The organism is Bradyrhizobium sp. SZCCHNR1093 (assembly GCF_032381175.1).
Lineage (GTDB): Bacteria > Pseudomonadota > Alphaproteobacteria > Rhizobiales > Xanthobacteraceae > Bradyrhizobium.
This window is the reverse complement of the sequence record NZ_JAUHJJ010000009.1, coordinates 103791-122623: the sequence shown is the minus strand read 5'-3', so window position 1 is coordinate 122623 and position 18833 is coordinate 103791. Positions and strand designations below refer to the sequence as shown.

Genomic DNA, 18833 nt, shown 5'->3' with positions numbered 1-18833 from the left:
ATCAAGACCATGATTTCCGTCATCAACTTCGTCGAGGTCGAGAACCGCGTCGTTCGCGCGACCTATCGCAACCTCATGATCAAGGCGAAGGTCGTGCTCGTCGACAAGACGAGCGGGGCGCCACTCGCCGATCCCGTCACCACCATCGCGTCTCCGGTCCCGGTCGGGTCGCTGCGGATCAGGCTCACCGACCATGTCAGGCCGGGGACCTATTTCCTGGTGGCCCTGAACGGGCGCGGCAGCTATCTCGCCAAGAGCGCCGAGTTCGAGGTCCCCTAATTACGTAATCCTCCTGAGTTTTTCGGCGCGGACGGCTGGGCTACCACGGCGGCAAATGTGAATTGCCGCCGGGAACGGTGCTGGTTAAAAGCGGCGCGAGGCGCGCCTGCCGGTGGGCGCTGACTGGAACTCTGTCCGATGACTCTCTGGTTCGTGTTCGCCGTGATGACGGCCGCGGCGATCTTCGCCGTCCTGCTGCCGCTCGGCCTGGGCGCGCGGGCCTCGTCGGACGGTCGCGAGGTCGTCGTCTACAAGGACCAGCTGGCCGAGATCGAGCGCGACGTCGAAACCGGGCTGATCGGCAAGGTCGAAGCGGAGGCCGCGCGGGTCGAGATCAGCCGCCGCCTTTTGGCCGCTGCGGACCAGGAGGGCGAGGCCACGGTGAAGCCGAGCCTCGGCCTGCGCCGCGCGTCGGCCGTGCTGGCGCTGATCGGGGTGCCGATCGTGGCGCTCGCGGTCTATTTGCCGCTCGGCTCGCCGCAACTGCCGGATTTCCCGCTCACCGCACGCGCGGCGCCGCCCACCGGGACGCAGCCGCTGGAAACGCTGGTGGCGCAGGTCGAGCAGCATCTGCAGAAGAATCCGACCGACGGCCGCGGCTGGACCGTGCTCGCCCCGGTGCTGGCACGGCTCGGCCGCACCGATGACGCGATTCGCGCCTACCGCAACATGATCACCTATGCCGGCGACGGCGCGGCCAAGCGCGCCGATCTCGGCGAGGTGATCACGGCCGCCGCCGGCGGCGTCGTCACCGCCGAGGCCAAGGCGGAGTTCGAGCGGGCCCATGCGCTCGAGGCCGACGAGCCGAAGTCGAACTACTACCTCGGTCTCGCCGCCGAGCAGGACGGCCGCAAGGACGATGCGGGCGCGATCTGGCGGGCGATGCTGGGCAAGGCGCCGGCGGATGCGCCGTGGCGGCCGCTGGTGACGGCGGCGCTCGGCCGGGTCGGCGGCGGCGAGGTGCCGGCGCTGCCGAGCGAGGCGATGGCCGCGGCCAAGAGCATGAGCGACGGTGACCGCGAGACGATGATCCGCGGCATGGTCGACCGGCTGGCGGCGCGGCTGAAGCAGAATGGCGACGACGTCGAGGGCTGGCTGCGCCTGGTGCGCGCCTATGTCGTGATGGGCGATCTCGACAAGGCCAAGGGGGCGCTGTCGGATGCGCGGCAGGCGGTGTCCGGCGATGCCGAGCGGTTGCGGCAGCTCAACGAGGGCGTGAAGACTTTCGGCTTGGATGGATGAGCGGCGCTTCCGCCGCCAACGGGATGACGGGATGACACGCAAGCAGAGGCGTTTGACGATCATCGGCGGTGCGCTGTTCGTGCTCGCGGTCGCGGCAGGGCTGGTGCTCAACGCGCTGCGCGACTCCATCGTGTTCTTCTCGACCCCGACCATGGTGGCGGAGAAGCATATCGGCCCGGGCAAGCGCTTCCGGCTCGGTGGTCTGGTGCAGCCGGGCTCGCTGAAGCGCGGCGACGATCTCGACATCAGCTTCGAGGTCGCCGACGGCGGCGCCAAGCTGGCGGTCGCCTACAAGGGCATCCTGCCGGATCTGTTCCGCGAAGGGCAGGGCGTCGTCGCCGAGGGCGCGCTCGATGCCAACGGCGTGTTCAAGGCCGACACCGTGCTCGCCAAGCACGACGAGACCTACATGCCCAAGGAAGTCGCCGACAGCCTGAAGAAGCAGGGCCATTGGAAGGACGATTACGGCAAGCCGCAAGCCGGCGCCAAGCCAGCCGGCGCAGCCACACCAAGCCCGGTGTCGATGCGCGAGGGAGCTGACAAGAGCGCGGCAGGAGCGACGCAGTGATTGCAGAGAGCGGACATTATGCCCTGGTGCTGGCGCTCGCGCTGGCGCTGATCCAGTCCACCGTGCCGATGCTCGGCGCCGCCCAGCGCGACGTCGCGCTGATGAATGTCGGCCGCTCGGCGGCGCTGGCGCAATTGCTGTTCGCCGGTCTGTCCTTCATCGCGCTGATCACCCTGCACGTGACCTCGGATTTCTCCGTCGCCAACGTGTTCGAGAACTCGCACTCGATGAAGCCGCTGCTCTACAAGGTCACCGGCGTGTGGGGCAACCACGAAGGCTCGATGCTGCTGTGGGTGTCGATCCTGGCGCTGTTCGGCGCCATGGTCGCGGCCTTCGGCAACAATCTGCCGCTGTCGTTGCGCGCCCGCGTCCTCGCCGTGCAGGCCTGGGTCGCGACCGCGTTCTATCTGTTCATCCTGACCACCTCGAACCCGTTCACGCGCCTCGCCACCCCGCCGATCGAGGGCCGCGACCTCAACCCCGTCTTGCAGGACATCGGGCTCGCCGTGCATCCGCCGATGCTCTATCTCGGCTATGTCGGCTTCTCGATCTCGTTCTCCTTCGCCATCGCCGCGCTGATCGAGGGCCGCATCGATGCCGCCTGGGCGCGCTGGGTGCGGCCGTGGACCCTGATGGCCTGGATCTTCCTGACGCTCGGCATCGCCATGGGCTCGTACTGGGCCTATTACGAGCTCGGCTGGGGCGGCTGGTGGTTCTGGGACCCGGTCGAGAACGCCTCGCTGATGCCCTGGCTCGCCGGCACCGCGCTGCTGCACTCCGCCGTCGTCATGGAGAAGCGCAACGCGCTCAAGGTCTGGACCATCCTGCTGTCGATCCTGACCTTCTCGCTGTCCCTGCTCGGCACCTTCCTGGTGCGCTCCGGCGTCATCACCTCGGTGCACGCTTTCGCCAGCGATCCCACGCGCGGCGTCTTCATCCTCGGCATCCTCGTGCTGTTCATCGGCGGCAGCCTGACGCTGTTCGCCGGCCGCGCCACCGCGCTGAAGCAGGGCGGCCTGTTCGCGCCGATCTCGCGCGAGGGCGCGCTGGTCTTGAACAATCTGCTGCTCACCGTGTCCTGTGCCACCGTGCTGTTCGGCACGCTCTATCCGGTGATCATGGAGGCGCTCGACTTCAAGCTTTCGGTCGGCGCGCCCTTCTACAACATCACCTTCGGCCCCTTGTTCGCGCTGCTCTTGCTGATCGTGCCGTTCGGCCCGATGCTGGCGTGGAAGCGCGGCGATCTCGTCGCCGCGATGCAGCGGCTGCTCGCGGCCGGCATCACCGCGCTGGTGGCGATCGCGATCGTCTGGGCGTGGGCGCGCGGCGGCAGCGCGCTGGCGCCGCTCGGCATCGGCCTCGGCGTGTTCGTGATCACCGGCTCCGTCGTTGATCTGGTCGAGCGCAGCGGCGTGGCCCGCGTGCCGTTCAGGACCGCGCTGCACCGGACCCGCGGCCTGCCGCGCTCGGTGTGGGGCACGGCGTTCGCGCATGCCGGGCTCGGCGTCGCGCTGCTCGGCATCGTCTGCGAGACCACCTGGAACAGCGAGCTGATCAGCACGCTCCGTCCCGGCGACGTCCGCAATCTTGCCGGCTACCAGATCAAGTTCGACGGCATGACCCAGCGCCAGGGCCCGAACTTCAGCGAGGTCGTCAGCACCTTCGTTATCAGCGAGGACGGCAGGCAGCTCAGCGTCCTGACGCCGAGCAAGCGCAGCTTCGCCACCCGCGGCATGTCGACGACTGAAGCGGCGCTGATGACCCGCGGCGTCAGCCAGCTCTACGTCTCGCTCGGCGACGCCACCGCCGACGGCGGCCTCGCCGTGCGCATCTATCACAAGCCGCTGGTGCTGCTGATCTGGTTCGGTCCGGTGCTGATGGCGTTTGGCGGCCTGCTGTCGCTGTCCGATCGTCGTCTCCGTGTCGGTGCGCCGCGGCCGGCGCGTGCCGCGCACGCGCTGCAGCCGGCGGAGTAGGGCGGATGCGACGCATTCTCGGTCTCGCGGCGCTCGCGCTGCTGCTGCTCGCGGCGCCGGTGGCGCATGCGGTGCAGCCCGACGAGGTCATGGCCGACACGGCCAAGGAGCAGCGCGCCCGCGCGCTGTCGCGCGAGCTGCGCTGCATGGTCTGCCAGAACCAGTCGATCGACGATTCCGATGCGCCGCTGGCGCGCGACCTGCGCCTCCTGGTGCGCGAGCGTCTCGCCGCCGGTGATAGTGACAATCAAGTGCTGGATTTCCTGGTCGCGCGCTACGGCCAGTTCGTGCTGCTGAAGCCGCGCTTCGAGCGCCAGACCCTGTTGCTGTGGCTGCTGCCGCCGGTGCTGTTGCTCGGCGGCGGGCTTGCGCTGTGGCTGCAGGTGCGCCGCCGCGGCCAGCGCGGCCCGGAGGTCATGCCGAAGCTGACGGCCGACGAGGAGGCGCGGCTTGCGGCGCTGATGGCCGCGGAAAAGCAGCCGCCGGCGACATGAAGTGCGCGACTCATGGTCGATGCGCCGCGCCGGTTTCGGAGCTCACCCTCATGGTGAGGAGGCGCGCAGCGCCGTCTCGAACCATGAGGCCACAGCGCGGGCCTCGCCCTTCGAGACGCCCGCCTGCGGCGGGCTCCTCAGGGTGAGGAGCGGAAGGCAGAACGTGGCCGGAGTGCTCATGGTCAGCGTCCAGCACACCTTCGATGCTCCATCTTGCTTCGGCCGGTAGCCCGCAAAACCCCGTGCTCGCCCCGCCCCCGTGCTTTCATCTTATTTTACCTTTGTCTGGAAGTGTGCGTTGACATTCCGTCTGACGTACCCGGGCAAAGCCGATGTTCTCCAACAGTAATCTGACGATCCGCTTCCTCGTGGGGGGCGTCGTGGCCTCTCTCCTCATGCTGTTGGCGATCGGCGGCGGCACCGGCTTCATCGCGGTGCTCTATCTCAACAATCAGATCACCAGCCTGTCGTCGGATTTCGCCAGTCTCAGCGGCCCGGCGCGTGATCATGCGATGCTGACCTATCAGCAGGCGCATTCGGCGTTCTCCTACTTCCTCATGGCCTGCGTCGCCATTGCCGTGTTCGCCAGCGCCGTCTGCCTGATGACCTACGCCGCCGTGCAGAACGGCATCCTGCGCCCGCTCGCCGCGATGGTCAGCGCCATGCGCGACGTCGCCGACCAGAAATTCGACACGCGCATTCCCGGCCTCGGCCTCAGCAACGAGATCGGACAGCTCGCCGGCGCGCTGGAGGTGTTCAAGACCAACGGCATCGAGCGCCAGCGCCTCACGGAGCGCGAGCTGCAGGAGGCGCAGCGCCAGGGCGAGCGTTCGCGCTTTCTCGACGGCCGCATCCACTCCTTCAACGAGCTCGTCGCCAGCGTCGTCGGCAGCGTGGCGTCCTCGGCGGTCCGGCTGAAGAGCAATGCCGAGACGCTGTCGCGCGCCGCCAACGACACCTCTGCTAAAGCCAATGCGGTCGAGGCCGCCGCCAACCACGCCAATCGCAGCGTGCAGACGGTGGCCGGCTCGGCCGAGGAGATGTCGAGCTCGATCGGCACCATCAGCCGCCGCGTCTCCGACGCCACCCAGCGCGCCGAGGGCGCGGCGTCGCAGGCCGAGAAGAGCAAGAACACCATCCATTCGCTGTCGGACGCCGCCGAGAAGATCGGCGCCGTCGTCCAGCTGGTGCAGGCGATCGCCTCGCAGACCAACCTGCTGGCGCTGAACGCCACCATCGAGGCCGCCCGCGCCGGCGAGGCCGGCAGGGGCTTCTCGGTCGTGGCGTCGGAGGTGAAGAATCTCGCCAACCAGACCAGCAAGGCGACCGACGAGATCTCGGCGCATGTCGCCAGCATCCAGGGCATCACCGCCGAGACTCGCGGCGCCATCGACGGCATCTCGACCACGCTCTCCGAGATCAGCGCCATCATGTCCGGCATCGAGGTCGACACCTCGCAGCAGCGCAACGCCACCCAGGACATCTCCAAGAGCGTCCAGGAAGCCGCCCGCGGCACCCTCGACGTCTCCAACCACATCGCCCAGATCACCTCCACCTCGGCCGAAACCGGCCGCCTCGCCACCGAGGCCCGCGACGCCGCCGGCGAGCTGTCGCAACAGGCCGAGACGCTGAAGCGCGAGGTGGATGCGTTCATCGTGAGCGTGAAGGCGAGCTAGTAGTTGCGGGCATCTCGCCCGTAGCCCGGATGAGCGCAGCGACATCCTGGGTCTCACGCGCTCTCGAGGCGAATCCGGACATCGCTGCGCTCATCCGGGCGACGCGTTCGGTCGAGTAGGGCGGATTAGCGCAGCGTAATCCGCCACTGCAGACCGAGCTCGGATCGCGGCGGCTTACGCCTGCGGCTAAGCCGCCCTACAAGTTGTCGTCATAACGCGACACCGCTACCCAGCTCTCCACCGTCGTCCCTGCGAACGCAGGGACCCATAACCCCAGGGAGATGTCGTTGCGCGTGATGCCGGACCAGTCTTGTTTCACCACGACCGTCACGGAGTATGGGTCCCTGCGTTCGCAGGGACGACAGCGGCGGGTGTGGTGCCCGCTCGCGTCATAGCGGCGTTCTCGTAGCCCCGGATGAGCGAAAGCGACATCGGGGGTCTCACGCCCTGTCGATATGAATCCGGATATCGCTGCGCTCATCCGGGCGACGCCTGCCGACCTCCACCATCGCCGGCCAGACCAGCCTCCAGGCGCTCAACGCCACCATCGAGGCGGCGCGCGCCGTCGAGGCCGGCCGCGGCTTCGCGGTGGTCGCCGCCGAGGTCAAGGCGCTGGCCGATCAATCCGCAAAGGCCACCGGCGAGATCGCCCAGCAGGTCTCCGGCATCCAGGCCGCCACCGCGGAGTCGGTCGGCTCGATCAAGGAGATCGGCAGCACCATCGGCCGCCTGTCGGAAATCTCGGCCGCCGTCTCCGCCGCCGTGGAAGAGCAGGGCGCCGCGTCTCAGGAAATCTCCCGCAACGTCCAGCACGCCGCGAGCGGCACCCAGCGCGTCTCCCGCAACATCGATGACGTCCAACGCGACGCGTCGGAGACCGGCTCGGCGTCGAGCCAGGTGCTGACGGCGGCAAGGTCGCTGTCGGCGGACAGCAGCCGCCTGAAGCAAGAGGTGAGCCGGTTCCTGGGGTCGTTGCAGGCGGCGCGAGATATGGCTCTCGCGTTTCGACGATCGGAGTGGTGCGCTCGTCCATCTCCACGCCGTCATGGCCGGGCTCGTCCCGGCCATCTACGTCGTCCAGAACGCTGAGAACGACGTAGAGCCCGGGACAAGCCCGGTCCTGTCATATCGAGGAGGATCAGTCAGTATACAATCACCTTGACGCCCCGCCGTTCTAGCGCGCTTACTGCGTCTGAACGCGCAGGAGTTCGCATTATGCGAACCTCTTCTAAAGCAGGAAGATCAACAAGGGGGGTGATGTCCACGACTGGGATGGATGTGAGGGAGATGCTTTTCAGTGCTTGAAGCTTGCGCACTGGTTCTATCGAATTCAATGGCAATTCGTTGAGGTTGAGAGTGGTCAACGACATAAGGCTCCCTAGGAAATCGAAGGTGTCGAGCCGTAGGCTGCCAAGCGTCAATGTGTTCAAGTTCTTCAGTTCGGCGATGGCCTGCGCGTTGACGACTGTTGTTGCGATTTGCTGAAAGCCGAACCCTGATATCTGGAGATCCTTAAGCGCCTTCAGTGGCCGAAGAACGTTTGCGTCGACATGCAGTGGCCCCCACAAAAAAATTCGCTCGAGTGTTACCAACGAGCTAATTGTCGAAAGATCGACGTCGCCCTGTTCGATTACCCGAAGCTGTTTCAAGCCATCCAGATGCGACAAGTTTGTAAGTGAGAGCGTTTGGGCTCCCCCGATTTCCAATTCTCGCAGCGCGAGGCTTTGTCTGAGAGGCCGCAGGTCGGTCACGCGGGTGCCTCTCACGTCAAATGAGACTAATTTTGATAGTGCCGAAACTGCAGAAATATCGGTTACGAGGGTTTCGCCCAAATTGAGCGTTTCCAAATTCACGAGCGACGACGCGAAAGTTACGTCTTTAACTCGCGACGAATTGAGCACGAGTACACGCAAATTCACCAATTTTCCTAGTGGCGACGCATCTAGCACTCCCTTGCCGTTCAACGGTGTTTGAGAAATCACGAGCTTCGTCAAGTTGGTAAAGCCACCAAGTTCAGCTGTGTCTGTAAATTCACTGGCCCCAATGCCTATCTCAGTGCATTGGTGGTTGTCAGAAAGTAGGTGCAAGCCAGCTAGGCTGTTGAGCTGCTGTAGTTGGAGTGTGAACGGGCGGTCCAGCGTATTGAACAGACTAGCCGACAGCGCCATGTCAGGAAGGTTCGGTCCGGTAATGCTAAACTGCAATTTGTCTGGTTGAGGCGTGACAGTCCAACCAAGCTCCGCAAGCCGCTCAATAGGGGCCGTTGCATGGCTGGGCAAACGCGCAAGCGCATCCGATGCGACGTCCTTGGTCAGGGTGGCGCTGTTGGATATTCCGTTGCGAATGACGAGAAATAATGCGGAAGCCGCAAACAGCATCGAGGCTATTAAGCAGATAACGATCCACTGCGTTGATGTCATAGCTATCACTGTTTGGCTTCCATTGAAGGAACACGGAGTTGCTGCGCGATACCTTCTCGGCAATAAACGGCTTTAAATCGGATTTTACCTCCGTCCAGCCGACGAAGTCTCTGTCAACTAATCGTAGTTCATACAGAATTTCTGCATGAGGTGACGTGGGGCGGCCGCCCGCGTAGTGCTGGATCAGCCATTCGCGGGATTCCAGTGGTAGCGATCCGAATGCTCGGTCCACTAGCGCTCTTCGATCGCGGTTGAGCCGGGTCGTGAAAAGCCTGTCCCAATTCAGCAGCAACGCGACTGCTGCTCCTCCTAAAAAGAGCACTCCGAGTCTGACCAAAGGATTGGTTGTCCATGCAGGCGGGTTATTCAGCAATGCCTCGACCACACTCTGCGGCGAGAGCTGATAAGCGGCGAGAAAAACGGTGATCGCGGTTATTACAGTCAGCCGAATGAGGGCCGCGGCGATATTGCTGAAGACGAACCGCATCTGGGTTGCCTATCACGATCTAAAGTCGAAACGTATTAGATCTTAAATGGTCTCTGGGTGTTGGTGATGTCAACTCCGCAACTCTTGCCCGTCGAGGCTGGGCAAGAACTCAGTGTTCACGGTAAGATTTGGGGGCATGACGAATCGGCCGTTCAAGAGCGGCGAGAGCCGCGATCAAAAGAGCCTGCTTCCGCCTCGGATTGAGGATTATGTCGGGCCGGACAATCCGGTTCGTGCGATTGACAGCTACGTCAACGCTCTCGATCTGGCCAAGCTTGGCTTCCGCCACGCCAAGCGGAGGGGATCGGGTGTCGGGCAGCCGCCGTACGATCCGGCGGACCTGCTGAAGCTTTATCTCTATGGTTATCTGAACCAGATCAGATCGTCGCGCCGGCTCGAGCGTGAAGCCGGCCGCAATCTGGAGCTAATCTGGTTGTTGAGGAACCTGAAGCCCGGCTATCGGACGATTGCGAACTTCCGCAAGGAGAACTGGGCTGCCTTGAAGGCGGCGAACCGTAGCTTCGTCCTGTTGCTGCAGGAGATCGGGTTGATCGGCGGGACCCTGGTCGCGGTCGACGGCGCGCTGTTCCACGGCAATGCCAGCAAGGACAGCATCTTCACGCGCGGGAAGCTCGCCAAACAGATCGCCAAGCTCGATGAGGAGATTGAGGCGTACGGCAAGTCTCTCGACACCAACGACGCGGCGGAAGCGAAGCAGCCCGACGACGGCAAGGATGGCAACAAGGATGGCGGCGATGTCGGGGACAAGATCAAGGAGCTGATGGCCAGGCGTGAACGCGCACAGTCCGATCTGGAGAACCTGGACAAGGGCGACAAGGGACAGGTGTCGAAGACCGATTCCGATGCGCGACTGCTGAGCAAGGGCGACCAGACGATCGCAGGCTACAATGTCCAGAGCGTCGTCGACGACAAGCATAAGCTGATCATCGCCAGCGAGGTCGTCAATCGCAGCGATACAGGACACCTTCATATGATGGCGAAGGCGGCCAAGGAGGGCCTCCAGGTCGAGGCGCTGCAGATACTGGCAGATGTCGGCTATTACAACAGCGAGGATATCAAGGCTTGCGAGGATGACGGCGTCACCGCCTATGTCCCGCTGCATCACGGCAATGGCAAGAAGCACGGTCGCTTCACGCGAGGTGACTTCACCTACAATTCCGCGACCGACACCTACCAGTGTCCCGCAGACCAAGCGCTGCATCCAACAAAGAAGCTCTGGAAGAATACGAGCGGCAGGATGGAACGCCGCTACCTGGCCTCCGTGGCGACTTGCGGCATCTGCCCCCTCAAGGCGTCTTGTCTCTCTGCGAAGGAAAAAAGCCGCCGCGTCTCTCGATGGGAGCACGAAGAGGTGCTGGATCGTCACCGCCAGAGGATGGCGAGCGAACAGGCCGGCCAATTGATGCGCCGCCGCTCGGCCATCGTCGAGCACCCGTTCGGCACGCTCAAGTGCCGCGCCGGCTATCAGCACTTCCTTGTCCGCGGCTTCGACAAGGTTCGCGGGGAATGGAGCCTCATGGCGCTCTGCTACAATCTCACCCGCGCCCTCAACATTCTCGGCTTCGACGACTTCCTCGCCCGCATCGCCGAATGGGCTCTTGCAGCTCTACATGCCACTTCCGGCGAAGCGAGGGGCGCATGGGAGGCGGTTTCGCTTGCCCTGATCCGATTCTGGACCATGATGCAGTCATGGCTCGAAATTGCACCGCGCCGAGCCCTCTCACCCCCCTAATTCGGATTCTTGCCCAGCCTCGTCGGGCAAATCAGTCGTTCTTACACAATCTAGTCAATACTTTCCGAAAATCAAAAATCCTCTTGCCTCCCACCCCAAATCACCCTTATGCTCCACCGCGTTCCGTTCCGCTGAGGGAGCGTATCGCGATCGTCACGGACGTCGGGATGGAATGCGATGGACGCGGGCTGCCGCAGCGGGGCTTTGGCCTCGCCGACGAACGGCGGATCGCGGACGGGAAATCGTGTGGTCCTGGCCTCCCGGTGCTGAGGCCAAGCCGGTGGTGATGATCCGCCGGCGACGGGGGCAAGACAGCCGGTCCCCGGGGAGATCACGTATAATCGTTAACACCATCGCACAGGGAGGGCCGGGCGTGTTCGGCCAGACCTGTGGTACCTGCCGCCTGCATTTTTTTCCGCAGGCGGGCCACGGGCGCGGCCAGCGCCCGGCCTTCCCTGTGCCCTCGATGCGAGGGTGCGAGTTCAAGGGCATAGCTCGGGCGCGGGATGCGTCGCGAGGATGTGGAGGCTCGACTCGCGGTTAGTTTTCTCCACATGCTGTTTGATAGTGTGGATCAGGATAGTTGCTCCGGGCGTCATTGCGAGCGCACCGGACGGGTGGGGCGGATTAGCGAAAGCGTCATCCGCCGGGGGCTGGCTCCGGTGCGGGCGGATGTGCGGCGGCTGGATCGGGGGCTGTTGGAAAGGCGGCGGGTTACGCCTGCGGCTAACCCGCCCTACGGGGGTTACGACTTTGGTCGGACCGGCCAAAATGATGGCCGCTACGGGGCGGCCGGGACGTGGGCAAGCGCCTGGTCTCGCAAGGCTTTTCTGTCGCGCTCCACCATCTGCGCCATTCCGCCGCAGTGTTCGTGTCCGTCCATTACAGAAGTTTAACGCCGCAGCCAGCACGCCGTAAGGCGGCGGCCCCCATCTTCACTGGCGAACGGGGCGCACGGCCCGGGACCCCAGTTTAGACCTTGACCAAAATCGCTTGCGGAGAAAACCGTATGACTGACCGTCCGACCGACCTGTCCTCGCTTCCGTCCTATCGCCAGCCCCGGCGCGGGCTGTTCTCGGCGCGCAAGTTCGCGCTGATGGCCTCCGTGGTCGCGGGCCTCGGCGTCGCCGCCTATGGCCTGGCGCCGCAGGGGGCGCCGGTCGATCTGTTCTCGACCTCGGCGCACGCGCAGGTCGCCAACGAGGTCAGCAAGGTCGCGCGCCCCGTCGGCTTTGCCGACATCGTGGAGCGGGTGAAGCCGTCGGTGATTTCGGTCAAGGTCAACATCGCGGAGAAGGTCGCCAAGGACGACAGCGACGACGATACGCCGTTCCAGCCGGGCTCGCCGATGGAGCGCTTCTTCCGCCGCTTCGGCGGTGAGAACGGCATTCCCGGCATGCCGGGCCGCGGCGGCCGTGGTGGCGGCCGCGCCGTGACCGGGCAGGGCTCCGGCTTCTTCATCTCCGCCGACGGCTATGCCGTGACCAACAACCACGTGGTCGACGGCGCCAACAAGGTCGAGGTGACGACCGACGACGGCAAGACCTACAGCGCCAAGGTGATCGGCACCGACCAGCGCACGGATCTGGCGCTGATCAAGGTGGAGGGCAGCTCGAACTTCCCGTTCGCCAAGCTCGCCGACGGCAAGCCGCGCATCGGCGACTGGGTACTGGCGGTCGGCAATCCGTTCGGCCTCGGCGGCACGGTGACGGCCGGCATCGTCTCGGCGGTGGGCCGCGACATCGGCAACGGCCCCTATGACGATTTCATCCAGATCGACGCGCCCGTGAACAAGGGCAACTCCGGCGGTCCGGCGTTCGATGTCGACGGCAATGTGGTCGGCGTCAACACCGCGATCTATTCGCCGTCCGGCGGCAGCGTCGGCATCGCGTTCTCGATCCCCGCCTCGACGGTGAAGAGTGTGATCGCGCAGCTCAAGGACAGCGGCTCGGTCAGCCGCGGCTGGATCGGCGTGCAGATCCAGCCGGTGACGCAGGATATCGCCGACAGCCTCGGCATGAAGAAGGCCGAGGGCGCGCTGGTCGCAGAGCCCCAGGCCAATGGTCCGGCGGCGAAGGCCGGCATCCAGTCCGGCGACGTCATCACCGCGGTCAATGGCGAGCCGGTGAAGGACGCGCGTGAGCTCGCCCGCACCATCGGCGGCATTGCGCCGGGCGCCTCGGTCAAGCTCAACGTCCTGCAGAAGGGCCAGGAGAAGACCATCAACCTGACGCTCGGCAAGCTGCCGAACACGATCGAGGCCAAGGCCGACACCGGCGGCGACAATGCGAGCCCGACCCGCGGCGCCGACGTGCCGAAGCTCGGCATGACCGTCGCGCCCGCTTCGAGCGTCGCCGGCGCCGGCAAGGACGGCGTCGTCGTCACCGAGGTCGATCCGAAGAGCGCGGCCGCCGATCGCGGCTTCAAGGAAGGCGACGTCATCCTGGAGGTCGCGGGCAAGTCGGTGACCTCTGCCGGTGACGTCCGCGAGGCCATCAACGCCGCGAAGGCCGACAACAAGAACAGCGTGCTGATGCGCGTGAAGAGCGGCGGCCAGTCGCGCTTCGTCGCGGTGCCGCTGGCCAAGGGCTAAGAGCCCTTACGAGATGGGAGGCCGCCGGCAAGTGCCCCCGCGTCGGCGGCTCTTCCTGGGGCGGGCTTAAAGTTCCGCTCCCACAGACCTTCCGTTGGACAACGCCCCCCTCCGTCGGAAGGAACTCGGGCGGTGAGGTCCCCCAACCTCACCGCCCACTTTGCTGCCGATCAACCCCGGGCCCACGCCGCCTTGCACGGAAACCGCGGCCGGTCCATGTAGATGGACACCAACCGTGACCACCGCCCCCGTTTCCGCAATGCGCCTCCTGATCATCGAAGACGACCGCGAGTCCGCCGACTATCTGGTCAAGGCGTTCCGCGAGGTCGGACATGTCGCAGACCTCGCCAGCGACGGCGAGGAGGGGCTCGCCATGGCCGAAAGCGGGGATTACGACGTGCTGGTGGTCGACCGCATGCTGCCCAAGCGCGACGGCCTGTCGCTGATCGGCGCGCTGCGCGACGAGGGCAACCGGACGCCGGTGCTCATTCTGTCGGCGCTCGGCCAGGTCGACGACCGCATCAAGGGCCTGCGCGCCGGCGGCGACGACTATCTGCCGAAGCCCTACGCCTTTGCCGAGCTGCTCGCCCGCGTCGAGGTGCTGTCGCGCCGCCATGGCGGCCCGGCCGAGGAGACGACCTACAAGGTCGGCGATCTCGAGCTCGACCGTCTTTCTCACAGGGTTGCGCGCGGCAAGGACGAGCTGACCCTGCAGCCGCGCGAGTTCCGCCTGCTCGAATATCTGATGAAGCACGCGGGGCAGGTGGTCACGCGCACCATGCTCCTGGAGAACGTCTGGGATTATCACTTCGATCCGCAGACCAACGTGATCGACGTCCACATCTCGCGGCTGCGCTCCAAGATCGACAAGGGTTTTGACCGCCCGCTGCTCCACACCATCCGCGGCGCGGGGTACATGATCCGTGACGGCCTTCGGTAAGCTGATCCGCACCACGGCGTTCCGGCTGACGCTGGTCTATCTGCTGTTGTTTGCGCTGTTCGCAGCCTCGCTGCTCGGCTATTTCGCCTGGAACACCCGCCGCCTCATCACTGAGCAGATCTCGACCACGGTCACCTCCGAAATCAGCGAGATGACCGACATCTTCTCCCGCTGGGGCCTGCGCGGAATCGTCGGCGCGATCGAGAGCCGCGCGCTGCGGCCCGGTGCCAATCTCTATCTCATCACCACGCCGACAGGACAGATGATCGCCGGCAATGTCGGCTCGCTGGCGGCGGGCGTGATGGGCTCGTCCGGCTGGTCGGAGACCTTCTATCGCCGGCTCGATGATTCCAGCGAGCAGAACCACCGCGCGCTGGTCTACGTCACGCAGCTCTCCAACGGCTTTCGGCTCCTGATCGGTCGCGACCTCGAGGAACGGCGCCGGCTGTTCGGCATCGTCGCCAAGGCGGCGCAATGGTCGGTGCTCGTGGTCATGGTGCTCGGCATCGGCGGCGGCATCTTCGTGGCGCGGCGCGTGCTGCGCCGGATCGATGCGATGACCGGCACGACGCGGCGGATCATGGATGGCGATCTCTCGGGCCGGCTGCCGGTCGGGCGCAGCGGCGACGAGCTCGATCGCCTGGCCGAAAATCTCAATGCGATGCTGGAGCGCATCGAGGCGCTGATGACCGGCCTCAAGGAGGTCTCCGACAACATCGCGCATGACCTGAAGACGCCGCTGACGCGGCTGCGCAACCGCGCCGAGGAGGCGCTGGCGAAGTCGCGCTCCGAGGACGAATATCGCGCCGCGCTGGAGCGCACGATCGAGGAATCCGACGGCCTGATCCGCACCTTCAACGCGCTCTTGATGATCGCGCGGGCGGAGTCCGGGCAGGCGCGCGGCGACATGGTCGAGTTCGACGCGGCCGAGGTTGCCGGCGGCATCCACGAATTGTACGAGCCGCTGGCCGAGGACAATGAGATGACGTTGCGGGTCAAGGCCGCGGCCGCGCCGGTGCATGGCAATCGCGAGCTGATCAGCCAGGCGCTCGCCAATCTCGTCGAGAACGCGATCAAATACGGCAAGCCGGCGGCGCTGCCGCTCGATGCCGCCGCCGCTGATAGCCGCGAGATCCTGATCGAGGCGCGGCGCGAGGGCGGACAGGTGCTGCTCAGCGTCACCGATCATGGCGAGGGCATTCCCGAGGCCGAGCGCAAGCGCGCCGTCGAGCGTTTCGTGCGGCTGGAGGCGAGCCGCACCTTGCCGGGGTCCGGCCTCGGTCTCAGCTTGGCGTCCGCCGTCGCGACCCTGCATGGCGGCGAGCTCCGGCTCGCCGATGCCAGGCCGGGGCTGATCGCGACGCTGGTGCTGCCGGCCGGTGCCGGCGTGCCCGCGAAGCTTGCGGCGCCGGCGCAGGATGTGCCACAGAAGGCCGCATGACCTCATCCGCGCCGGGAAACGCGGACGGGCAGACGCTGGCCGAACGTTTCGTTGCCGGCCCGCATGTCCGTGCGCCCGACAAAGCCGAACACCGCCTCCACGAGTGGCTCGCCGAGCTTGAGCCGTCCTTGGCCGTCTCGCTCCGCGCGCTGCTCGCCGGCGGCTGGCCGCGAACCATCCTGCTCGGGATTGCCGAGTGCTCGCCCTATCTGTTCGATCTCGTCCGCGCCGACGGCCATCGTCTGGACCGTCTTCTGCGCTGCGACCCGCAGGCGCACCTTTCCGAGCTGATCGCCCGCACCGGCCGCGAGGTGTTCGCCGCCTCCAGCGAAACCGAGGTGATGAGCCTGCTGCGGCGGCTGAAATCCGAGGCGGCGCTGCTGATCGCGCTGTGCGACATCGGCGGCGTGTGGCCGGTGATGCAGGTGACGGCGGGGCTGACCGACGTCGCGGTGTCCTCGGTGCAGATGGCGCTGCGGTATCTGCTGCGCCTGGAGACGGTGCGCGGCCGGCTTGCGCCCGTTGATGCCGACGATCCGGAGCAGGGCAGCGGCCTGTTCGTGCTCGCGATGGGCAAGATGGGCGCGGGCGAGCTCAACTATTCGAGCGACATCGACCTGATCGTGTTCTTCGACCCCGAGGTCAATTCGCTGGCGCGCGACATCGAGCCGCAGCCGTTCTTCGTCCGCGTGACGCAAGCGATGGCGCGGCTGCTGCAGAGCCGCACCGCGGACGGCTATGTATTCCGCGTCGATCTCCGGCTGCGGCCGGATCCGGCCTCGACGCAGGTGGCGATGTCGACCGAGGCAGCGCTGCATTACTACGAGCGCGAGGGCCGCACCTGGGAACGCGCCGCGATGATCAAGGCGCGGGTCTGTGCCGGCGACGTCGTCGCGGGCGAGGCGATGCTGGCGGAGCTGTCGCCCTTCGTATGGCGCAAGCATCTCGACTTCCAGGCGCTGACCGACGTCCACGACATGAAGCGGCAGATGCAGGTCTATCGCGGCCACAGCGAGATCGCGGTCGAGGGCCACAACGTCAAGGTCGGGCGCGGCGGCATCCGCGAGATCGAGTTCTTCGCCCAGACCCAGCAACTGATCGCCGGTGGAAGACACCCCGAGCTGCGGGTGCGTCCGACCCTGCAGGCGCTCGACGTGCTCACCGCCAGCAAGTGGATCACGGAGCAGGCGCGTGACGAGCTCACCACGGCTTATGAGTTCCTGCGCAGGGTCGAGCACCGGCTGCAGATGATGGCGGACGAGCAGATCCACAGCCTGCCCGACGATATCGAGGGCGTGAGCCGCTTCGCATGCTTTTTCGGCTATGAGAGCCGCGAGCGGTTCGCGACCGATCTGCTGTTCCATCTCGCCGTCGTGCAGGGACATTACGCCAGGCTGTTCGAGGGCGATCCCACCGGCACTGTCAGCCTGCCGGCGGTGAACTACGGCGCCGGTCCCGACGAGCCGCGCCTGATGGAGCATCTTGCCGCATTGGGCTTCCGCGATCCCGTGATGGTCGCCAAGACCCTGCAGCAATGGCTCGCGGGCGAGTACCGCGTGTTCCGCACCGATGCGACGCGCACCGCGTTCACCGATTTCCTGCCCGCGCTGATCGATGGCCTCGCCCATGCCGACGAGCCGGATCGCGCGGTCGTCGCCTTCGACCGTTTCCTGCAGGCACTGCAGCTCGGCGGCCGCCTGATCACCCTGCTCGGGCAGAACCGCGACCTCGTTGCGCTCGTTGCGCTCGTGCTCGGGGCGGCGCCTCGGCTCGGCGACATGTTGGCGCGGCAGCCGCGGCTGATGGACGGCCTGATCGATCCGCGCTTCTTCGGCGCCATCCCGGACCGGCGTGAATTGTCGGAGCGGCTGGCGTCGACGCTGCAGGATGCCGGGACCTATGAGGAGTTTCTCGATCGTCTCAGGCTGTTCGGCCAGGAGAGCCTATTCCTGATCGGCACGCGCATCCTCTCGGGGACGGTGTCGGCGCAGCAGGCCGGCACCGCGTTCGCCGATGTCGCCGAGGGCATCGTGCACACCGTGCATGATCTCGTGACCGACCGCTTTGCCGCCCAGCATGGCCGCATCAAGGGCCAGGAGACCGCGATCGTGGCGATGGGGCGGCTCGGCGCGCGCGAGATGACGGCCTCCTCCGATCTCGACCTGATTTTGCTGTATGATTTCGATGCCGACGCGCCGGATTCCGACGGCGAGCGCTCGCTGCAGGGCGCGCATTATTTTGCGCGCTTCACCCAGCGGCTGATTTCAGCCTTCACCTCGCGCACCAATTACGGCGTGCTCTACGACATCGACATGCGGCTGCGGCCGTCGGGTCGCGCCGGTCCGCTGGCCTCGCACATCGACTCCTTTGCGCACTACCAGGAGCACGAGGCGTGGACCTGGGAGCACATGGCGCTGACGCGCGCGCGGGTGATCTCGGCGTCGCCGGCGTTTCGGGCGCACATCGAGGAGATCATCCAGGCGGCGCTGCGCCGGCCGCGCGACAGGAGCGCGATCGCGCGCGACGTCGCCGACATGCGCCGCGCGATCGCCGCCGAGAAGGGCGAGGCCGATCTGTGGGATCTCAAGCACGCCGCCGGCGGCATGGTCGACATCGACTTCGTCGCGCAATATCTGCAGCTCGTCCATGCCGCGACGACGCCGGAGATTCTCGATGTCAGCACGCTTGCGGTGCTGGACAATGCCGAGCGGCTCGGCGTGCTACCGCGTGCTGAAGCCGTGATCCTGCGTCAGGCCGCGCGGCTCTATCACGATCTGACGCAGATCGTGCGGCTGTGCGTCAGCGACAAGTTCAAGCCGGATCAGGCCGGCGAGGACCTGCTGCGGGTGATGACCCGGGCGGGCGACGCGCCGGATTTCTCGGCGCTCGAGGCGAGGCTGCGCGAAACGCAGACCGAGGTGCGGCGCGTGTTCACCGCACTCGTGGAGGGATGACCGGACCAGG

General features: G+C 65.8%; 13 protein-coding genes and 1 pseudogene. 12 read left to right on the top strand and 2 right to left on the bottom strand.

Annotated features, from left to right (window positions below):
- The first annotated feature begins 9 nt into the window (after positions 1–9).
- From QX070_RS25080 to QX070_RS25060, 5 genes are all read left to right on the top strand, one after another.
- Positions 10–279: a hypothetical protein gene (locus QX070_RS25080; RefSeq protein ID WP_315739838.1), complete on the top strand. Its 270-nt coding sequence runs from the start codon at positions 10–12 to the stop codon at positions 277–279.
- Positions 280–417: 138 nt separating this feature from the next.
- Positions 418–1521: a c-type cytochrome biogenesis protein CcmI gene (ccmI, locus tag QX070_RS25075; protein WP_315739837.1), complete on the top strand. Its 1104-nt coding sequence runs from the start codon at positions 418–420 to the stop codon at positions 1519–1521.
- A gap of 31 nt (positions 1522–1552) precedes the next feature.
- The gene (gene ccmE, locus QX070_RS25070) at positions 1553–2089 is read left to right on the top strand and encodes a cytochrome c maturation protein CcmE (protein WP_315739836.1); all 537 of its coding nucleotides are present in this window, start codon (positions 1553–1555) and stop codon (positions 2087–2089) included.
- Complete coding sequence (locus tag QX070_RS25065) at positions 2086–4065, top strand: heme lyase CcmF/NrfE family subunit (protein WP_315739835.1); 1980 nt, start codon at positions 2086–2088, stop codon at positions 4063–4065. The genes ccmE and QX070_RS25065 overlap by 4 nt, the downstream gene beginning before the upstream one ends.
- 5 nt (positions 4066–4070) lie before the next feature.
- A complete protein-coding gene (locus tag QX070_RS25060; RefSeq protein WP_315739834.1) occupies positions 4071–4559 on the top strand; it encodes a cytochrome c-type biogenesis protein in 489 nt (162 codons plus the stop codon).
- Between the two features lie 48 nt (positions 4560–4607).
- Here QX070_RS25060 and QX070_RS25055 read toward each other — a convergent pair whose 3' ends face one another.
- Positions 4608–4739, bottom strand: a complete 132-nt coding sequence (locus QX070_RS25055; protein WP_315739833.1) for a hypothetical protein — start codon at positions 4737–4739, stop codon at positions 4608–4610.
- A gap of 152 nt (positions 4740–4891) precedes the next feature.
- Between QX070_RS25055 and QX070_RS25050 the strand changes: the two genes are divergently transcribed.
- Positions 4892–6235 carry a HAMP domain-containing methyl-accepting chemotaxis protein gene (locus QX070_RS25050; RefSeq protein ID WP_315739832.1) on the top strand — a complete coding sequence of 448 codons (1344 nt, stop codon included), beginning with the start codon at positions 4892–4894 and terminating at the stop codon, positions 6233–6235.
- Positions 6236–6736: 501 nt separating this feature from the next.
- A pseudogene (locus QX070_RS25045) lies at positions 6737–7219 on the top strand (methyl-accepting chemotaxis protein); the annotation flags it as partial.
- Between the two features lie 158 nt (positions 7220–7377).
- Here the strand turns inward: QX070_RS25045 and QX070_RS25040 are convergent.
- On the bottom strand, positions 7378–8613 hold the full coding sequence (locus QX070_RS25040) for a leucine-rich repeat domain-containing protein (protein ID WP_315739831.1): 1236 nt from the start codon (positions 8611–8613) through the stop codon (positions 7378–7380).
- A gap of 665 nt (positions 8614–9278) precedes the next feature.
- Here QX070_RS25040 and QX070_RS25035 point away from each other — a divergent pair.
- The 5 genes from QX070_RS25035 (at position 9279) to QX070_RS25015 (ending at position 18823) form a co-directional block, all read left to right on the top strand.
- Positions 9279–10895 carry an IS1182 family transposase gene (locus QX070_RS25035; RefSeq protein ID WP_315739830.1) on the top strand — a complete coding sequence of 539 codons (1617 nt, stop codon included), beginning with the start codon at positions 9279–9281 and terminating at the stop codon, positions 10893–10895.
- A 1009-nt stretch (positions 10896–11904) separates the two neighbouring features.
- Positions 11905–13488 carry a Do family serine endopeptidase gene (locus QX070_RS25030; protein WP_315739829.1) on the top strand — a complete coding sequence of 528 codons (1584 nt, stop codon included), beginning with the start codon at positions 11905–11907 and terminating at the stop codon, positions 13486–13488.
- Between the two features lie 259 nt (positions 13489–13747).
- Positions 13748–14428: a response regulator transcription factor gene (locus QX070_RS25025; RefSeq protein ID WP_315739932.1), complete on the top strand. Its 681-nt coding sequence runs from the start codon at positions 13748–13750 to the stop codon at positions 14426–14428.
- Positions 14412–15869: an ATP-binding protein gene (locus tag QX070_RS25020; protein WP_315739828.1), complete on the top strand. Its 1458-nt coding sequence runs from the start codon at positions 14412–14414 to the stop codon at positions 15867–15869. Before QX070_RS25025 ends, QX070_RS25020 begins: the two co-directional genes overlap by 17 nt.
- Positions 15866–18823, top strand: a complete 2958-nt coding sequence (locus tag QX070_RS25015; protein WP_315739827.1) for a bifunctional [glutamine synthetase] adenylyltransferase/[glutamine synthetase]-adenylyl-L-tyrosine phosphorylase — start codon at positions 15866–15868, stop codon at positions 18821–18823. Before QX070_RS25020 ends, QX070_RS25015 begins: the two co-directional genes overlap by 4 nt.
- The last annotated feature ends 10 nt before the right edge of the window (positions 18824–18833 follow it).

Coding starts and splice junctions, on each gene's coding strand:
- QX070_RS25050 (WP_315739832.1), top strand. CDS start 4,892: ATGTTCTCCAACAGTAATCTGACGATCCGCTTCCTCGTGGGGGGCGTC.
- QX070_RS25040 (WP_315739831.1), bottom strand. CDS start 8,613: ATGCTGTTTGCGGCTTCCGCATTATTTCTCGTCATTCGCAACGGAATA.
- QX070_RS25025 (WP_315739932.1), top strand. CDS start 13,748: ATGCGCCTCCTGATCATCGAAGACGACCGCGAGTCCGCCGACTATCTG.
- QX070_RS25030 (WP_315739829.1), top strand. CDS start 11,905: ATGACTGACCGTCCGACCGACCTGTCCTCGCTTCCGTCCTATCGCCAG.
- ccmE (WP_315739836.1), top strand. CDS start 1,553: ATGACACGCAAGCAGAGGCGTTTGACGATCATCGGCGGTGCGCTGTTC.
- QX070_RS25035 (WP_315739830.1), top strand. CDS start 9,279: ATGACGAATCGGCCGTTCAAGAGCGGCGAGAGCCGCGATCAAAAGAGC.
- QX070_RS25055 (WP_315739833.1), bottom strand. CDS start 4,739: ATGAGCACTCCGGCCACGTTCTGCCTTCCGCTCCTCACCCTGAGGAGC.
- ccmI (WP_315739837.1), top strand. CDS start 418: ATGACTCTCTGGTTCGTGTTCGCCGTGATGACGGCCGCGGCGATCTTC.
- QX070_RS25080 (WP_315739838.1), top strand. CDS start 10: ATGATTTCCGTCATCAACTTCGTCGAGGTCGAGAACCGCGTCGTTCGC.
- QX070_RS25060 (WP_315739834.1), top strand. CDS start 4,071: ATGCGACGCATTCTCGGTCTCGCGGCGCTCGCGCTGCTGCTGCTCGCG.
- QX070_RS25015 (WP_315739827.1), top strand. CDS start 15,866: ATGACCTCATCCGCGCCGGGAAACGCGGACGGGCAGACGCTGGCCGAA.